Genomic DNA, 16,258 nt, shown 5'->3' with positions numbered 1-16,258 from the left:
TCGAACTCTGTGCTGGGAGCAGCTTCTAGAGGAATTTCTTCTTGGATTCCGAATGGTTTCTGTGGTATACTGGAAGTAGGAGAGATTAGTAGTCTCACTTCTTCTATCAGTCTTTCTGCTTCTCCCAGAAGTAATTCTAGTTTTAATAAATCTAAAGGAGCTTTCCTGTTACTGGCAGGGAGCTCTTTTGCTTTGGATGGTACAGAGCCCGAAGGCTCGTATGCACTGGTTATTGCTTTAGGCGCTGGTACAGGGGGGAAGTAGGAAAAGTCAGGATGACCATACCGGATAGGCAGACGGCACTTGTGAGGGTTGCTCTCCCCGGAAATGTCTGTAAAGTCAGTCTGTGCCATCCAAGCTCGAAGAACAGCTCTTCTAGCTTCTCTGTCTATGGCTGCCTGCTGCTCACTGACTGCCTGCAATTCTTTTATTGAAAAGATGGTCGATGATATTTTTTGAACTGTCATAATCTTGTTTCCTTATATTAGTAACCGAGTTTTTCTAGGTGTTCAACCAGAGCGCGTCTGGCAATGTAGCTTACTGAGCGGTCTTCGTCAGCGGCTAGTTTGTCGAGTCTTGCACGAATAGCTGGTTCTAAGACGAAAGCTAGGTTAGGGTTTGGTCTGGCTCTTTTGGGTTTTGATTCTTCAGGCATCTGTGGTTGTTCCTAATTAGGTCTATACACCCAGTATACTGTGATAGTGGTCGCTTGTGGTGTGTTTAATCATATTAATTTCTTATAGTTAAGTCAATTACCATAGATAATTACTTATACGAAGATATCTGGAAGCCGTGTGCCTACTTGTAATGTAGCTCTGCCCTCATTCCAACGCAAGTATTACAAGAAAATTACTGTTTCAATAAAGTACCTCTCGTGCTATTTTATCAGCCCCCCCTCAAGGAAGGAAGCCCTATCAGTCAAACCCGGCTGGCAGACGGATTTAGGTAGACCAAATAATTAGCTCAAATCCTTATGGTGTATACACTTGAGCCTTTAATCGTGCTATAATTGTGGTATAGACAAACAAAAAGCCCTTCGAGATGTACAAGCATCCAAGGGCAGTAGCTCAAAAGGAAATATAAGCCACATGACCAGTATAGCAATTTTTGACTTCGATAGCACCACAGTTGAAGCAATCAACATTGAAGGGGAACCTTGGTTTAACGCTAACCAAGTAGCAACGGCATTAGGTTACGTCAATTCTTCCCAAGCCATACAAGATAACGTTTCGGATAAGTATATCTGCCAGATAGACTTGGGCAGACCAGGCAGTAAGCCACTATTCCTATCTGAACCTGGGCTCTACGAGTTGATGATGAAGTCTAAGCTGCCTAACGCACAACGCTTCCGGGATTGGGTGTTAGAGAAAGTTTTACCCCAGTTACGCAAAGCCAACCAGCTCCTAAAGTCCGAGTTCACTGTCGAGTCTGATTTGGTTAAGGCACTGATGGCAAGATTAGACAAGTTTGATGCTATGGCTGCAGTGGGTCAGGAGCATCAGTCCTTTGTTGCCCAACAGACAGTTGTTAATCCGGGTCTAGTATCGCTAATGGATGGAGCAAGAGCCACACGAAGCTTACCATCTGTAAAAGTATGGTTCACCGCTGCTGAATGGGCTGTCTCTAAAGGATATGCACTGGATGTTAGGCAGAAGAGCGTGTTATCCACACAAGCAGCAGCCATCTATAAGAACTTCAAGGGTAAGAATCCAAACCTCAATGAGTTTGGTGGTGGCTACATCTATTCGAGCCACGAAGAGTATATTCTCGACCACGCTATGTACACCTGCTTTCAGATAGTTGGGGGTCTAGAAGCTGAGATTCAAGGTCTTGAGCCTTTGAGCATAGTAGAGCTTTGCGAGTGCTGTGACGTTTACATCTCTGAAGACAATCCTTTAATGAAGAGTTTGGTCAAGGAAGTTCTGTTAGGAGCTATACGGTCAGAGGATCTGCCAAGACACTGCCAGTATAGTTGCTCGAAGTTCTACCCCACGAAGTTGCTCCTAGATTTTCTCAGGTTGAAATGTTCCAAAGGCATACGATAAACTCCAAGACAACACAGTAAGAAGTAGCCCTGGTAGAAGAATACCGGGGCTATTGTTTTAAAAGGGCAAGCCCCGCCTCCACAAACCCCAGGAAGAAGGTTTAACTCATAGATTGATGAATCAGGCATGGGGTGTCCTGAAGGCTGGCTGCCGCGCCCTCGCGCTCGGTGAGTCACGCTTCGTGGCTCGGCGCATCTTTTCTCTTTCTTTCTTTCTTTCTTTCTTTCTTCTTTTTTTTCTTATTAATAAATCGTTTTCCCCAGGCAAAGGTAGAAAGCCAGAAACCCTCTTTCATCCATCTCTTTCTCTACCATATGTTCTAACAGAGTAGTAATAAAAGGTGCTGTAACTATTACCAGATAAAGGTTACAGCAGTTTAACTTTTTTCGTCTGGGTCTCCAGGTCTTAGAAGGAGGGAATGTTCCTCTGGCACAAATAGACGGACAGGCAGGCAGTAAGCCTCAGAGGCGGTTTAAGTCTTAATATTTAGCGGTACGAAACCGATACTTTTCTTTTTTCGCTTGACGGCTTTGAAACCTATGTAGGGTAAGACTTGAAAGGAGCCGGAGCTTAAATAATTGACGGAATGCAAAAGTGGCTTCCCGGCTTTGAAACCCTTGTGAGGCATAGATCGTAGGGGGGGGTTAAGCTTAAATATTTCCCGGAATGCTAGTTCATCTTTTCTACTGCCTCCATAAGCCCCAGGAAGAGAGTTTAACGGCTAGGATGATGAATTGGGCATTAGGAGTCCGGGAGGCAGGGAGAAGGCACTAGGACAGCCCAACCATAACTTGTAGGCATAAATCTCGTCCCACTTCAGCCCAGGGGCTGGGGCAACAGAAGACCTACCAGACATGGCTTAGACCGTCCCACGGGAAATTAGCATTCCTCTTATAAATCAAACCCACTCTAGGTCAACTCAACAGCCCTCTATAAACAGAAAAGGCTTTCCAAACCCACGAGCTAATTATCTGTGAGATGAACTAACTCTAGTTAGCTCTATAAGATAAGTACAAGACCAGTGTAAAACCTCAGTAAGTACACACCGGGTATAAAACGGATGCGGTAGCGTTTAATTTCCTTATTATATTTAATTTATTTTTTCGCAAAGCTCGCCGCGAGCGGGAAACCAGGAAGAAAGCCGGAACTATCACTCTCTCTCTTCCTACCTTATGTTCTGTAGATAGTACATTAATATAGCCTGAAACCCTTACCCCAACTACACCACAGCAGTTTAACTTTTTTCGTCTGGGTCTAAACAAGAAACTTAGCCCGACCTCAAACTTCACCATACGATCAATTTTTTGGTCTCTATTCTCTATTCTTTTTTCTCTGCTGCGGCTATAACCTTCACCACTAGTTAGTAAAAATGGGCTACGCGCCCCTGTATACTTCTTATGGTTATAAAATCTACTGAAGGATTAATCTAATGGCAAGACAAGACGAACCTTGCGAAGTTGGGGAGCAAGTCGAGGTTTCATGGACTCCTATTACCATGTTTCCTATTGAGGATAAATCAGAAAACAAAGAAACTAAGTTTATTGCAGAAGTAATTAAAGTCAGAAGTGATGGTGACCGCACAGGGATTATTGCTGCTATAGAGATAAAAGAGATGCTGGATACGCCAGATGGTCCAGAGCACTTCAAGGTAGGGGATAGGCACCAGCATCCTGAATCTACTAAGTTTAAAGATTTTACTTTTAAAAAGATTAATGAATAATTTTAAATAATTAGTTTTAAAGGTAGTGGTTCTCATGCCACTACCACCCCGGTAAACATAGCGATCGCAGAGCAGACCTTGTGGTTGATTCATCAGGTTACTTCAATTAGATACTCTTATCTGTTCCTCCTATGTATACTAAGCCTTATTTGCAGGGAATCTAACCTTTTGTAGACGCTGGTAAAAGTATCATTAAGACTCTCAGAGGCAATCCTTAATGCGCTTTCCGGGGTCTCTTTGAGGTAAGTGTCAACTAGCTTTATAAGTCTCACAGTTGAAGATAACTCCTCTATGCAAGCCTCAATGGCTACAGCCATTTCTATAAAAACTGGATCTTCCATTTTCTGTTTCCTTATTTAGGGTTCTAGAGAAAAAGAGAAATATTAAATCATAATTCCGGTAGGTGAGGTTTCTTCACAGAACCCAGATAATGATCTAAGAGCACTTTAGGATTATGCCCAGTAATTGAAGCAACCTCAGCCACAGTTAGACCACTATCAACACAGTGGCTAACAAATGTGTGCCTAGTGGTATATAAAGCCCTATGTTCAATATTTAGAGCTTTGAGAGTATTTCTCCAGCATCTTTGACTTAGGGTGTGGTCATCTATAGGTAGACCTTTTAAAGAAGTAAATACCAACTCATCCTTACCTCCTTTAGGTCTTTTAATTAACATTTGATAAACATTGTTGTTAATTGGTACAACCCTATATTTACCAGTTTTAGTAGTCTTGCGTTCTCTCCGATTGCTACTACCTTTACTCCGACCAAGAGACTCATAGATGTGCAGCTCCTTTTTGGTCAGATCAATATTCTTCCACTGCAAACCTATAGCTTCAGAAGTTCTAAGCCCTGTGTTGAAAAGTAGAAGTATAAAGTCATGATAGACGGAGTAATGTTTACTATCTTGAAGATAAGCCAGTATCCTTGTGACCTCAGCTTTTGTAAATGGTTTAGCCATTGGAGTTTGAGGAACCTTTATTTCTAGTTCCCCAAATATGTCTCGTCTAACTGCTTGCAGAATAGCTAGATATCTTTTTCTACTAGAGGGTTTTAGCTCTCTAGTATCTGATAGCCATTTCATAAAAGCTTTGGCATCTACTTTAGTCTTAATTTCCTTCCCATAAGCTTTAATCAGCTTTATTAAAGCAAAATCAGCATTGTTATAGGCTTCTACAAGACGCTCTTCTAGTAAGGAAACCAAAGGAGGGAAGTTTGATTCAGCTGGCTTTGAGTCACCATTACCTGAGTAAGTGATTCCCTGCAACCATAAATTATATTTATTAAGGCTGGTATCAAATTGATTTAAAAGGCAATCTTGGTATATCAACTTACCACAATACTCTAGTCTTGCCTTTTCTACCTTATCCTTCCAGCTTCCCCATGTTAGAGAATACCGCTTTCCTTGATAAGTCCATCTGAGGAGGCAGCAATTACCATTCCTCAAAACTTTTAGCTCTCTCATCTCTATGTCAATTTATGTCAGGACATAGAGACAACTAAATAAAAATAATCCAAAGAATCAGGTTTCTAGCTCTTAAACCTTCTTAAACCCCTCAATGCCATTGAGGTGCGCTACCAACTGCGCTATAACCCCGAAATTCCAATGCAGTAAGCTTTTCGGCTTATTGGTTAGTTCTTTTATTTGTCTCTTTTGTGATTATACATTAATCTATGTCAATTCAGTCAAGAAAGTTATATTAAGAAATATTAAGCAGTAAATTAACCTTGACACCGATAAACCAAAACAAAAAAATAGATGTGGTTTTCAACCTAATTAATCTCCAACCGCCTAGAATCATGCTGGAGAACATGAAAAAAAGGCTAGTACCGCAGTGCGGAATTAAAAATTAAAAATTAAAAATTAAAAAAGCAGATTACACAAGCTTTTGTCAAATTTTTAATGGTTGATTGACTTACGCCATTGTGTACTAGGGAAATGTTTATTTGATAGCTGAATGCTGACAGTTACGCAATAGGACTGCTATAGTAATTTAATCATATTTTTGCAAATACTTATGGCAGCAAATAAATTCTTGAAAAATATCATTATTAAACTACTGACTGGGGGATCAAAACCAGAGTATGCTCCACAGACTAGTCAACTAACTTTAGCAGATGCGATCGCCAAAATTGACGGGCTTTTTGATTGTGAGGCTGTTTTAAAAGAATTTGATGCAGATGCTACCATATCTTACTACACCCAAAGCGAGTGGGGTTATCAAATCTATCACTCTGGACAAGATGCTATCCACATGGCATTAAACCCTGATGGTATATTTGATCCAGATGGTTATTATGCTCAACCACGAGTAGTTGCTGAACAAATTCGTAAACTTGATGCCAAGACCGTTTTAGAATTAGGATGTGGTAAAGGATTTAATAGCTGTTTTTTAGCCCAGCAGTATCCAGAAGTACATTTCACTGGCATTGATTTAACACCATCGCATATTAAAATAGCACGTCGCAAAGCCGATAAATTTTCTAATCTATCTTTTCAAGAAGGTAACTTTAATCGCCTAAACTTTTTAGATCAATCCTTTGATATTGTTTTTGCCTTTGAGTGTTTATGTCACGCCTCTGAAGCAGAAACACCACTGGCAGAAATTTTTCGGGTGCTGCGTCCAGGTGGACAATTAATTATCTTCGATGGTTATCGTAAAATTAAGTTTACACAACTCCCTAAATTACTGCAAACCGCAACTCAACTTGTAGAAATATCAATGGCAGTTCGTCATGGATTTTCAGAAATTAATGATTGGAATGCTATCGTCCAATCAATTGGCTTTCAAATTCAAACTATTGAAGATATTTCTTTAGCAATTCAGCCGACATTATTAAAATTACAAAAATTATCCTGGAAACTTTTTTCCTTGTCTTGGCAAGTGAAAATACTTATTTATTTGTTACCTAAATATTTAATTAGAAATTCAATCGCTGGTCTTTTAATGCCTTTTACTGTCAGTCCTAAAGGGGAAGCTTTTGGATATTATAAATTAATCTTAGAACGACCTTTAGAAGAGAGTTAAACTCGATGAATTTGAACTTTGAGCGCAGATAATTCCTGCGCCCCTACAATTTCCTAATATTGTGGCACAGAAGGATCAACTAAAATCGAATAAGCGGAAATTCCACCCTTAATATTTTTAACATTTGTAAATCCTTGAGTAACTAACCACCCACACATCTGAGCAGAGCGGATACCATGATGACAGAGAACAAGAGTTTCTGCATGAATATCAAAGCGGATAGGCACTTGTTCACTCCATTGCTCATATTCACTCAAAGGAAGATTGACAAAACCATCTAGCCGTGATAAAGCAATTTCCTGGGGTTCACGCACATCTATTAACTGAAGCGTTCCTTCATTACTGGAAAGACGTTTGGCTAGTTCCTCAACAGTAATTTCGGAAAAGGGTTGATCAAATAATGTATTTGTCATGCAGTTTTTCTAAAAAATCCTATACTATTCATGTTTGCAGAAAAACTAAAAAATATAAAGAATGTGAACAGTCAACACTTAACAAAAAATATTAAACTTGGTTTCCTTATAGCTGGCATAATCACGCTTGTGCTAGTTTGTGTAGCTAAATTCTCCTGGTTTTCGGGGAAAAGTCCAGTTAGTCTTGTCGTTCGCAACTCTCAACCCGCTGCGGCTATATTTGTCTCCAAGTCTTCACCAGCAATGGTATCATTATTGGTCAATCCCGACGGGTTACAGACAATAGCAGCAAAAGGAGAATTTTCTCAACTCAAAAATAGTCTATTGACAAAAAATAATATAGATTATTCAAATGATCTTAAACCCTGGTTGGGTGATGAAATTACCCTAGCTGCAACTACCATAGATATAGACCGTGATCCAGACAACGGACTACAAACCGGGTATTTAATGGCACTTGCAACTACAAAACCAGAGAAAAGCCGTGAGTTTTTGGAATTATTATTTTCTAACCGGGCTTTTAGTGGGACTAATTTAGGAATTGAACGTTACAAAGGTGTCAAGGTTATTTCTGATCATCCCGAATATGCACCAGACTTAAAAACCCAAAATAGTTTAGCAGGTGCAGTTGTTAATAATTTTGTTTTGCTGGCTAATCATCCTCAAGTTATCAAAGAAGCAATTAATAATTTACAAGCACCAGATTTAAACTTAATTAGTTCTCTAGAATATCAAAAAGCTACTCAACAAATCTCTAAAAATGCTGTAGCTGTAACTTTCTTGAATTTACCAGAAGTTGGTAAATGGCAAGGATTAGAATTGGCAGAATCAACTTATAATAGCCAAATTCTCTCCTTCGTTTTAAATTCCCAAGGGTTGCTCACAGAAAGTACATTTTTAACAAATTCCCCAGTTGTACCTTCATCTTTACCCCTATCTCAATCTGTAGGAGCATTACAGTATATTCCAGAATCAACAGCTTTAGCGATCGCTGGCACAAATTTGAGTAAATTAGGTAATAGCGATATAGCAAAACTGTGGAAACAAGCAACAGCAAGCATTTACGGTTCTAGTGAAGAAGGGATTTCTCGATTACTACAACCCTTCGTAAAAATCCAAAACAATTGGAATTTAAACTTTAGCGAAGATATTTTCAATTGGATAACAGGAGAATACGCTTTAGCCTTATTACCCAATTCAGAAAATACAACCCCTAATTGGTTATTTGTTATCGAAAAAAACCCAGAATTAGTAGCAGGAATCACACATCTAAATAATATTGCCAGTAGAAGTGGTTTTAACCTTAGTTCCCTAACTTTAGATCAACGAAAAATAGCAGCTTGGACAAAAATTACAGCCACAAGTGAAAATAACACATCTATTAATGTTGACACAAAAGTTAAAGGAGTGCATACAACCTTAGATAATTATGAAATTTTCAGTTCTGATTTAAAGACGCTAACAGCAGTTTTGAGTCAAAAGCAAAAATCTCTCCTAGAAAGTCCTCAATTTCAAAATAGTATTGCGACAATTCCCCAACCCAACCAAGGGTATATTTATCTAGACTGGGAAAATAGTCAAAATCTTCTCAAACGTCAACTACCCTTGCTTAAACTTGCAGAAGTATTGGGTAAGCCACTTTTTGATAATTTAAAATCCCTGACAGTGAGTAGTTATAGCAGCGAACCAGGAACACTTAAAGGTGGAGTATTCTTGCAACTGCATTAAAAAATCAGAATTAACTCCACTTTAACAGTCCAGAAGCCTTAGATACTAAGGCATAGATGATTTAGTCCCCAATTAACAATCACCAATCACCAATCACCAATTACCAATCACCAATTACCAATCACCAATTACCAATCCCTAATTACCAAGTCACGATAATATGAGAGAGTAGCTTGTTGTGCTATCAAGGGTACTATCTCAATGTTCTCTAGACTCCGTACCGATTTTCGCATCATCTTTGAACGTGACCCCGCAGCCCGGAATTGGTTGGAGGTTTTGTTTTGCTATCCAGGTTTGCAAGCCCTAGTTTTCCACCGCTTTGCACACTGGTTGCGTCGTCTTGGTCTTCCCTTTTTCCCCCGCTTGATTTCTCACATTGCGCGGTTTTTAACAGGTGTAGAAATTCACCCAGGGGCTACAATTGGTGAAGGCGTATTTATTGATCACGGAATGGGAGTAGTAATTGGGGAAACAGCCATTATCGGTAACTACGCGCTGATTTATCAAGGTGTCACCCTGGGGGGAACAGGTAAAGAAAGCGGTAAACGTCACCCCACATTAGGCGAAAATGTCGTCGTTGGTGCCGGTGCAAAAGTTTTAGGAAATATCGAAATTGGTGATAATGTCCGCATTGGTGCAGGTTCAGTGGTGTTGAGAGATGTACCATCTAGTTGTACCGTTGTCGGTGTTCCTGGTCGCATTATCTACCGTTCAGGAGTCCGGGTTGCACCTCTAGAACACAGCAATTTACCAGACTCAGAAGCCCAAGTCATTCGCACCTTAGTTGACCGCATTGAAGCCTTAGAAGCACAAATTCAAGCTTTACAAACTCCCGCCAAAACTCCAGTTTTAGTTGGTAAATTCCTTCCAGAAGATGAATTACCAAAAGAACACAATTTTTGTAATATCCGAGATAAACAGATTCAGGAATTTTTTGATGGTGCGGGAATCTAGGAAGTTAAACACTAAAAATTAAAATTAAGGGTTTATTGCTTCAGTCAACCATTCTTGGTTTTCATTGCGGTGATAAACCCATCTATTTTGTGGTTCACCCCGCAATTGTAAATGATCTACTTTTACTGGTTCAAGTAATAATAAACAAAAATTTTCTAATGGTTGAATATTGTCTGGTGCTGGTGGTGTAAAAGCTTCCGGTGTTTGTACTCTCATCTCACCAGGAATAGGCCAAGCAAATTGTAACCTCGCAGCATCACTTAATTCTTGCCACATTTTGATTCTCGCAGGTTGTAAATGTGGGTGAGAATCAGCACTTATTAATATTAATTCTCCAGTAATCCGAAATTGTTCTCTAGTGTTGGGAAAATACCAGCAAATTTCCGCTGCGGATTGTTTTGATATTTGTTCAGCTTTTTCACTACGAATATCGGTAATAAATTTTAGCTGATTGGTATCGTCTAGAAAGCCGCGAAAGACGACGGTACGATTAGCAGGAAAACCATTTTCTCGCACTGTTGCCAGTTGTACGTAACGGGCATAAACAAGGCTGCGGTTTTGATGCAGGGCACGGGTAATCAGACTTCGCCAGGGTGTAAGATGCTTTTTAAATATAGTCATAATTTACACATTACAAGACATAGCGCAAAGTGGTCAATTGGAAAAAACAGCCAAATTGGCAAATGAATCATATTTAACTATGAGATATTAAATCGGTAGATAGCGCAAAGTAGTAAATCCGTAACGCTAAATTGGCAGTTCTTTGCGTCTTTGCGCCTTTGCGTGAGACTACCCCCAATTTAAGGAGAAAAAATGGATAGTGCTGAAAAATCAGCCTTGATTTCCGAACTTGCTCAACTTGGTATTAAACATACCCTTGAAAAAATAGTCAAGATTGCTAAACAAGCTGATGGCAAAATCGTATTTTTAGAAGAGGGAAATTCTGACGCAGGACTCCAACATATACTAAAAGAACATTCCTTGGAGTTCGCAGATCAGGGAATCAAGCAAAATCAGATACCGGATGCAATCATTGCAGCACTAACAGAAGGTAAAATGATTAGGTATCAAGGAAGAAAAAAAACTCGCATTATTTATGAAGTTAACTTTAATAGCAAAACTCACTACATCTCTGTGACTGTCAGCGATAATGGGTATATAGTGGGGGCTAACCCCAGAACTTCCCCATAACTTGGTAAATTGACTATGGCAGAAAAAATCAAACTCATGGCTGATTATGGATGCTACCCACTATGGTGGGCTAGTTCTGGTAAAGCTGGAGATATTGATCCAGAAACGATGCCATTAAGTGAAGGAACTATTAGTCGGTTAGAAAAATGGGCAGATATCTATGATGCAAAGTTGAATTGGGAAGATCCTAATTCATCAGGTTTTCCCACCTTAGAGGCTAAAGCAGCTTTTGAACAAGAAGGGATTAGTTTGTGGAAACAACTGCAACAAGAACTTGCACCCAATTATGAAGTTATCTATTTCAGTGAGCAATTAAATCAAGTTGTAACTAATACAAATGAATTGGCATCTTTACTGACTATCTCTGCTTGATGAATAGTCAACGCAAAAATTACACAAACAGCATTATTAAACAGATAGCCTATTCTACGAAAACTGACAGATAAAAAGTTGAGATTCTAATACCCTGATAATGCACTGTCGGGGTTTTATACTTAAACAAAAAACAAAAATATAGTTATAATTGACACAGACTGAGCTATAGCGCAAAGTAGTAAAATTTTCAATCTTTAATCTTAAATCTACTTGGCGTATAGTCATAGTTTGTCCATAAGCAATCATACTTCATCATGGTTCGAGAACTTGAACGTCAACGTCAGGGTGCAGCTTTTCCAGAATCTGCTCCAGCAGCCAATCCCGTGTTTTTTAGAACCTACAGCCGTCGGACAGATGCAGGTTTGAGAGAAACATGGGATCAGGTGTGCGATCGCACTTTACGCGGTTTAGTAGAACTGGGAAAACTCACCCGTGAAGAAGCTGCCATTTTAGACAAGATGCAGCGAAACATGAAATCCCTCCCCAGTGGGCGCTGGATGTGGGTTGGTGGCACAGATTGGTTAGCCAAACCCAAAAACTTCTCCGGTGCTTATAACTGCACCTCTACCAACCTTGTAGACTGGAGTGCCTTTGGGTTGATGATGGATCTAGCCATGATGGGCTGTGGTACAGGTGCGATCATCGAACCACAATATATTAATCAACTTCCCCCTATCCGTAATCGCCTAAATATCACCATCAAAGGTGAAATTGGCAGCACTCCTAAAGAACAGCGTCGTGAATTTACACAAACCCATATAGAAGCAAACACCGCTATTATCCACGTTGGAGACAGCCGGGAAGGTTGGGTAAAATCCTATCAAACCCTGTTAGAACTTTCTACCGATGAACGCTTCACAGGTGACGTTCAGGTGATTGTTGATATTAGCGATGTCCGCCAATCTGGGGAAACCCTCAAAGGTTTTGGCGGCATGGCTAATCCTGTAAAATTACCTGGATTGTATCAGCGTTGCGCCTCAATTCTCAATAAGGCTTTAGGTAGACAATTAACCTCAGTAGAATGCTGTTTATTAATTGATGAAGCGGCTGTAACTATTGTTGCCGGTAATATTAGAAGAAGCGCTGGGATGAGACAATTCATTTCTGAAGATGAACAAGGCGCAACAGCTAAAGATAACCTCTGGCAACAGGATGTAGAGGGTAGCTGGCGCATAGATCCAGAACGCGATTCTTTGCGTATGGCAAACCATACAAGAGTATTTCACCGAAAACCAACTTTAGAAGAATCTATTGCAGCAGTTCAAAAACAATATTATAGCGGTGAAGGGGCAATTCAATGGGCTGGTGAAGCAGTCGCTAGAGCTAATGCTGATTTATTAAATACAGCAGAACTTAAAAAAGACTTTTTACAAGCTTATGAACAAGGAAAAGCTAAAGCATGGATACAGAAACATCACCCAAATATTGATGATCAAGAATTAGAACATCGTTTGGGTAGATATGGTTTGAACCCGTGTGGTATTTAATTATACTTGCTTCACGTAAAAAATCTGGCAAAATCGGTGAAGGCTGGGATGCTAATACCGAGGTAATTACAGGAAATAAAAAGCCTGTAACACCGTAGAGAGTAGAAGTTGAACCTCTTAGGAGAATAAAAAACTTCCACGAGTGCCGGACTACAGGAAACTGTAGAAAATGTACTCCGAGCTAGTGCGAAATAGAAGCACTAGAACTAGAGGATAAAGAGCCTCTAGGGTAACAAAACTGGAAATAATAGGTGCTAACTTCCATTGTGTCAGTGGTGATACCTTACTCATCACTAAAGATGGAATGCACAAAATCAAAGATATTGTCGCTTCTGAAGTTGAAATTTGGAACGGTAAAAACTGGAGTCAAGTTCAACCATTTAAAACTGGTAGTTCTCGTGTTCTCTATCGCGTGCGTTTTGGAGATGGTTCTTATGTAGATGCAACTGAGTATCATCGCTTCTATGTCAAAGATAGATTTGGCAAAAGCTATAAAGAAGTGCAAACAAAAGACTTGATGGATACCAGTCGGTATTCGATTCATACAGAGCCATTCAAAATTCAGCACGAAGATGGATTAAACATCGATCTAAGTTATGCCTACACTCTAGGAGTAGCCTTAGGAGATGGCACAACAGATAAAAACAACAATGCCAAAGTTAGACTTTACGAACAGAAAGCCGCTTTAAATCTCGCAGGAAATAAATCTCCTATCAGAGATTACGATTACTTACCAACTTTTACAGATGTTACAGATTTAGGTTTTTCTGGAGAATTCTTAAAAAGCCTAAAAACAAATTCAGAAGCACTGAACGTCATTGCTAGTTGGAATCGTCAAGCAATTTTGCACTTTATCGCTGGTTTAGCAGATACAGATGGCTCTAATACACAAAGTAATGGTATTAGGATTTATCTATCTGACTATGAACGCGCTTATCGAGTTCAGTTACTACTAACTAAATGCGGTATTCGTTCATCTCTCAATCTTTGCGCTCACAAAGGGGCAGTTACCAACTATGGCATCAGAAGTAGAGATTTGTACTACTTGCAGATAACTGACTGTGGCGAAATTCCTTGTCAGCGTTTAGATGTAAGTAAAGGTACAGACGCTAAATGTAAAGGCAAATGGCAAGTTGTGAAAAGTGTGGAACAACTACCAGGATTACATGATACTTACTGCTTCAATGAGCCGGAATATCATAAAGGTGTTTTTGGTAATACCTTAACCGGAAACTGTAATTTATCTGAGGTACACTTAAACCAACTCGACCCCGACAACTATAAAGAACAAGAAGAGGCATTTACCGCTGGTGCGCTTTCCGTCGTCGCCCTGTTAAATCACAAATTTCTCGAACCCCGCTATCAATACAGCCGGGAACTTGATCCCATTATCGGTGTATCATTTACCGGTTTATTTGACTTCTTTGTTCATGCTTTTGGTACAGATTGGTTACGGTGGTGGGAAGCAGGAAGACCCGAAACTCCTGAAGGACTGATTTTTAAACGTGGTGAACAAAAATATCTCAACTTCTGGAAAGATGTAGTTCATAAAGTAGTGTGGGAATATTGCGATCGCCATCAGATCAAACGCCCCAACCGGTGTACTACCGTGCAACCAGCCGGCACCAAATCCCTCTTAACAGGAGCATCTCCCGGTTGGCATCCCCCCAAAGCTCAAAGATTCATTCGTCGGATTACCTTTGGCAAAAATGACCCCGTAGCCCTAGCTTGTATAGATTATGGTTACAACGTCATTCCTTCCCAATCTGACAAAGATGAAAACGGCAACTTACTTAATGATCCTTTTGATCCTCGCTGTACAGAATGGTTAGTAGAAATACCCGTCGCTGTATCTTGGGCTGATTTACCCGGTGCTGATGTCATTGATGTATCTCAGTTTTCCGTTTTAGCCCAACTAGATTTTGTGATGCAAGTCCAAAGTCATTACGTCACCCATAACACCTCTGCTACCTTAGAACTCCGTTCTGAGGAAGTTGAATTATTGGGAACACGCATCTATGAAGCTATCCAAAATGATGAAGGCTATATTTCTGCCGCGCTGTTAGCCCGGTTTGACGATTTGCAATCATTCCCCCGTCTTCCCTTTGAACCCATAGACAAAGCCACTTATGAACGCTTATCTAAAGAAGTCAAAGCCCGACGCAGAACAGATGATTTCTGTGGGGCGCTAAGTCGTTACGACTTGGGAGAATTATCAGAAGCAGGACCGAGTGGTTGCGACTCTGATAAGTGTATGTTCCCAGAACAGCCACCCACTTCATAAAATCCGTTTTCAAAGAAACAAGAATCCCCGTCCCTCTATAGGGCGGGGACTATCAGCAAGCCTAAATAATTGCTTGTTAACTCACCCAGCATATAGTACATTAGTACCTAATACAAGAGAAATCCGTTCTATAAAACTTACCCAAAATTACCAAAGTCTAGACACATCTGGACAGCGATAACCTTAGTGCTTATTTCCTGTTTAATCACGGTCTTAGAATGACTTCTAAGAGGTTTGTCCGCTCCACAGGCTATCTCGGTAGAACTTACCGTTTCTGACCGTAGTTCCTCAAAGGAACCGCTACGCTACAGGGATAAAAATATCCGCAAACCATCGGTCAATGTTTTTAGCGGCGTTGAGGTCACGATCCTCTGTATGTCCGCAATCAGGACAAATATAAACGCGGTTTTTTAATGGCATTTTATGACGATGATTACCGCAGTTAGAGCATATTTGAGAACTGGGGAAAAACCGATCCACAAGGATTAGTTCACTCCCGAATTTCTCAGTTTTATACTCTAACTGCCGTTTAAATTCATACATACCACAGTCAGCGATAGCACCCGCTAATTTATGGTTTTTCAAAAATGCCTTAACGTGCAAATCCTCTATCCTGACAATGCTGTGATTTTTAGCTAGATAGTAGGTTAATTTGTGTATGGAATCCTGGCGAATATTAGAAACTTTGGCGTGCAATTTAGCCAATTTTCTCACAGCTTTTTTACGATTATTAGACCCCTTGACCTTCCTGCTAACGCTACGCTGTAAACGTTTCATGCGTTTACTCATCCGGCGGTAGGCTTTGGGGTTTTTGAATACTTCACCATTACTGCAAACTGCTAATTCTTTGATACCAATGTCAACGCCAATGGTCGGTCGGTCTGCAAGTATAGGAGGTTTTTCAACTTCGTATTTAACAGAAACAAACCATTTATCAGCCTGTCTAGAAATCACGCAATTATGAGTTGCTGTAATCGGTAAAGGTATGGCTAAACGTACCCAGCCGATTGACGGTAATTTAATTCTTTTCCC

14 protein-coding genes and 2 pseudogenes are annotated in these 16,258 nt (G+C 40.1%); 9 read left to right on the top strand and 7 right to left on the bottom strand.

Annotated elements, in window-relative coordinates; all coding sequences use genetic code 11:
• Positions 1-467: hypothetical protein (locus FJR08_RS21290; RefSeq protein ID WP_168634485.1), on the bottom strand; the 467-nt coding region annotated here is incomplete at its 3' end.
• A gap of 17 nt (positions 468-484) precedes the next feature.
• The gene (locus tag FJR08_RS21285) at positions 485-655 is read right to left on the bottom strand and encodes a ribbon-helix-helix protein, CopG family (RefSeq protein ID WP_168634484.1); all 171 of its coding nucleotides are present in this window, start codon (positions 653-655) and stop codon (positions 485-487) included.
• A 433-nt stretch (positions 656-1,088) separates the two neighbouring features.
• Between FJR08_RS21285 and FJR08_RS21280 the strand changes: the two genes are divergently transcribed.
• Both FJR08_RS21280 and FJR08_RS21275 read left to right on the top strand, forming a co-directional pair.
• Complete coding sequence (locus FJR08_RS21280; RefSeq protein WP_168634483.1) at positions 1,089-2,045, top strand: BRO family protein; 957 nt, start codon at positions 1,089-1,091, stop codon at positions 2,043-2,045.
• A gap of 1,429 nt (positions 2,046-3,474) precedes the next feature.
• Positions 3,475-3,765 carry a hypothetical protein gene (locus tag FJR08_RS21275; protein WP_168634482.1) on the top strand — a complete coding sequence of 97 codons (291 nt, stop codon included), beginning with the start codon at positions 3,475-3,477 and terminating at the stop codon, positions 3,763-3,765.
• 116 nt (positions 3,766-3,881) lie between these two features.
• Here the strand turns inward: FJR08_RS21275 and FJR08_RS23365 are convergent, their stop codons facing one another.
• Both FJR08_RS23365 and FJR08_RS21270 read right to left on the bottom strand, forming a co-directional pair.
• Entirely contained in the window at positions 3,882-4,106 is a 225-nt protein-coding gene (locus FJR08_RS23365; protein ID WP_217357547.1) for a hypothetical protein, read from the bottom strand.
• A 47-nt stretch (positions 4,107-4,153) separates the two neighbouring features.
• Positions 4,154-5,095: a site-specific integrase gene (locus tag FJR08_RS21270; protein WP_168634481.1), complete on the bottom strand. Its 942-nt coding sequence runs from the start codon at positions 5,093-5,095 to the stop codon at positions 4,154-4,156.
• 688 nt (positions 5,096-5,783) lie between these two features.
• Between FJR08_RS21270 and FJR08_RS21265 the strand changes: the two genes are divergently transcribed.
• Positions 5,784-6,794: a class I SAM-dependent methyltransferase gene (locus tag FJR08_RS21265; RefSeq protein WP_168634480.1), complete on the top strand. Its 1,011-nt coding sequence runs from the start codon at positions 5,784-5,786 to the stop codon at positions 6,792-6,794.
• A gap of 53 nt (positions 6,795-6,847) precedes the next feature.
• Here FJR08_RS21265 and FJR08_RS21260 read toward each other — a convergent pair whose 3' ends face one another.
• Positions 6,848-7,207 carry a rhodanese-like domain-containing protein gene (locus tag FJR08_RS21260; RefSeq protein ID WP_168634479.1) on the bottom strand — a complete coding sequence of 120 codons (360 nt, stop codon included), beginning with the start codon at positions 7,205-7,207 and terminating at the stop codon, positions 6,848-6,850.
• A gap of 30 nt (positions 7,208-7,237) precedes the next feature.
• Between FJR08_RS21260 and FJR08_RS21255 the strand changes: the two genes are divergently transcribed.
• Positions 7,238-8,935, top strand: coding sequence for a DUF3352 domain-containing protein (locus FJR08_RS21255; RefSeq protein ID WP_174783199.1), 1,698 nt, complete (start codon positions 7,238-7,240; stop codon positions 8,933-8,935).
• 201 nt (positions 8,936-9,136) lie between these two features.
• Entirely contained in the window at positions 9,137-9,889 is a 753-nt protein-coding gene (gene cysE, locus FJR08_RS21250) for a serine O-acetyltransferase (RefSeq protein WP_015080562.1), read from the top strand.
• Between the two features lie 24 nt (positions 9,890-9,913).
• On the opposite strand, the gene FJR08_RS21245 is transcribed toward cysE, so the two are convergent.
• On the bottom strand, positions 9,914-10,510 hold the full coding sequence (locus FJR08_RS21245) for an Npun_F5749 family FMN-dependent PPOX-type flavoprotein (RefSeq protein ID WP_168634478.1): 597 nt from the start codon (positions 10,508-10,510) through the stop codon (positions 9,914-9,916).
• Positions 10,511-10,702: 192 nt separating this feature from the next.
• Between FJR08_RS21245 and FJR08_RS21240 the strand changes: the two genes are divergently transcribed.
• From FJR08_RS21240 to nrdJ (FJR08_RS21225), 4 genes and pseudogenes are all read left to right on the top strand, one after another.
• On the top strand, positions 10,703-11,080 hold the full coding sequence (locus tag FJR08_RS21240) for a hypothetical protein (protein ID WP_168634477.1): 378 nt from the start codon (positions 10,703-10,705) through the stop codon (positions 11,078-11,080).
• 15 nt (positions 11,081-11,095) lie between these two features.
• Complete coding sequence (locus FJR08_RS21235; protein WP_168634476.1) at positions 11,096-11,452, top strand: hypothetical protein; 357 nt, start codon at positions 11,096-11,098, stop codon at positions 11,450-11,452.
• A gap of 257 nt (positions 11,453-11,709) precedes the next feature.
• Positions 11,710-12,936: pseudogene (gene nrdJ, locus FJR08_RS21230) on the top strand (ribonucleoside-triphosphate reductase, adenosylcobalamin-dependent); the annotation flags it as partial.
• A 247-nt stretch (positions 12,937-13,183) separates the two neighbouring features.
• Positions 13,184-15,226 (top strand): annotated as a pseudogene (gene nrdJ, locus FJR08_RS21225) (ribonucleoside-triphosphate reductase, adenosylcobalamin-dependent); the annotation flags it as partial.
• Positions 15,227-15,526: 300 nt separating this feature from the next.
• Here the strand turns inward: nrdJ (FJR08_RS21225) and FJR08_RS21220 are convergent.
• On the bottom strand, positions 15,527-16,258 hold a 732-nt coding region (locus FJR08_RS21220; protein ID WP_217357545.1), incomplete at its 5' end, for an RNA-guided endonuclease TnpB family protein.

The organism is Dolichospermum sp. UHCC 0260 (genome assembly GCF_009711985.1).
GTDB lineage: Bacteria > Cyanobacteriota > Cyanobacteriia > Cyanobacteriales > Nostocaceae > Dolichospermum > Dolichospermum lemmermannii.
The sequence above is the reverse complement of the archived record's forward strand: the minus strand, read 5'-3'. Positions and strand labels throughout refer to the sequence as shown.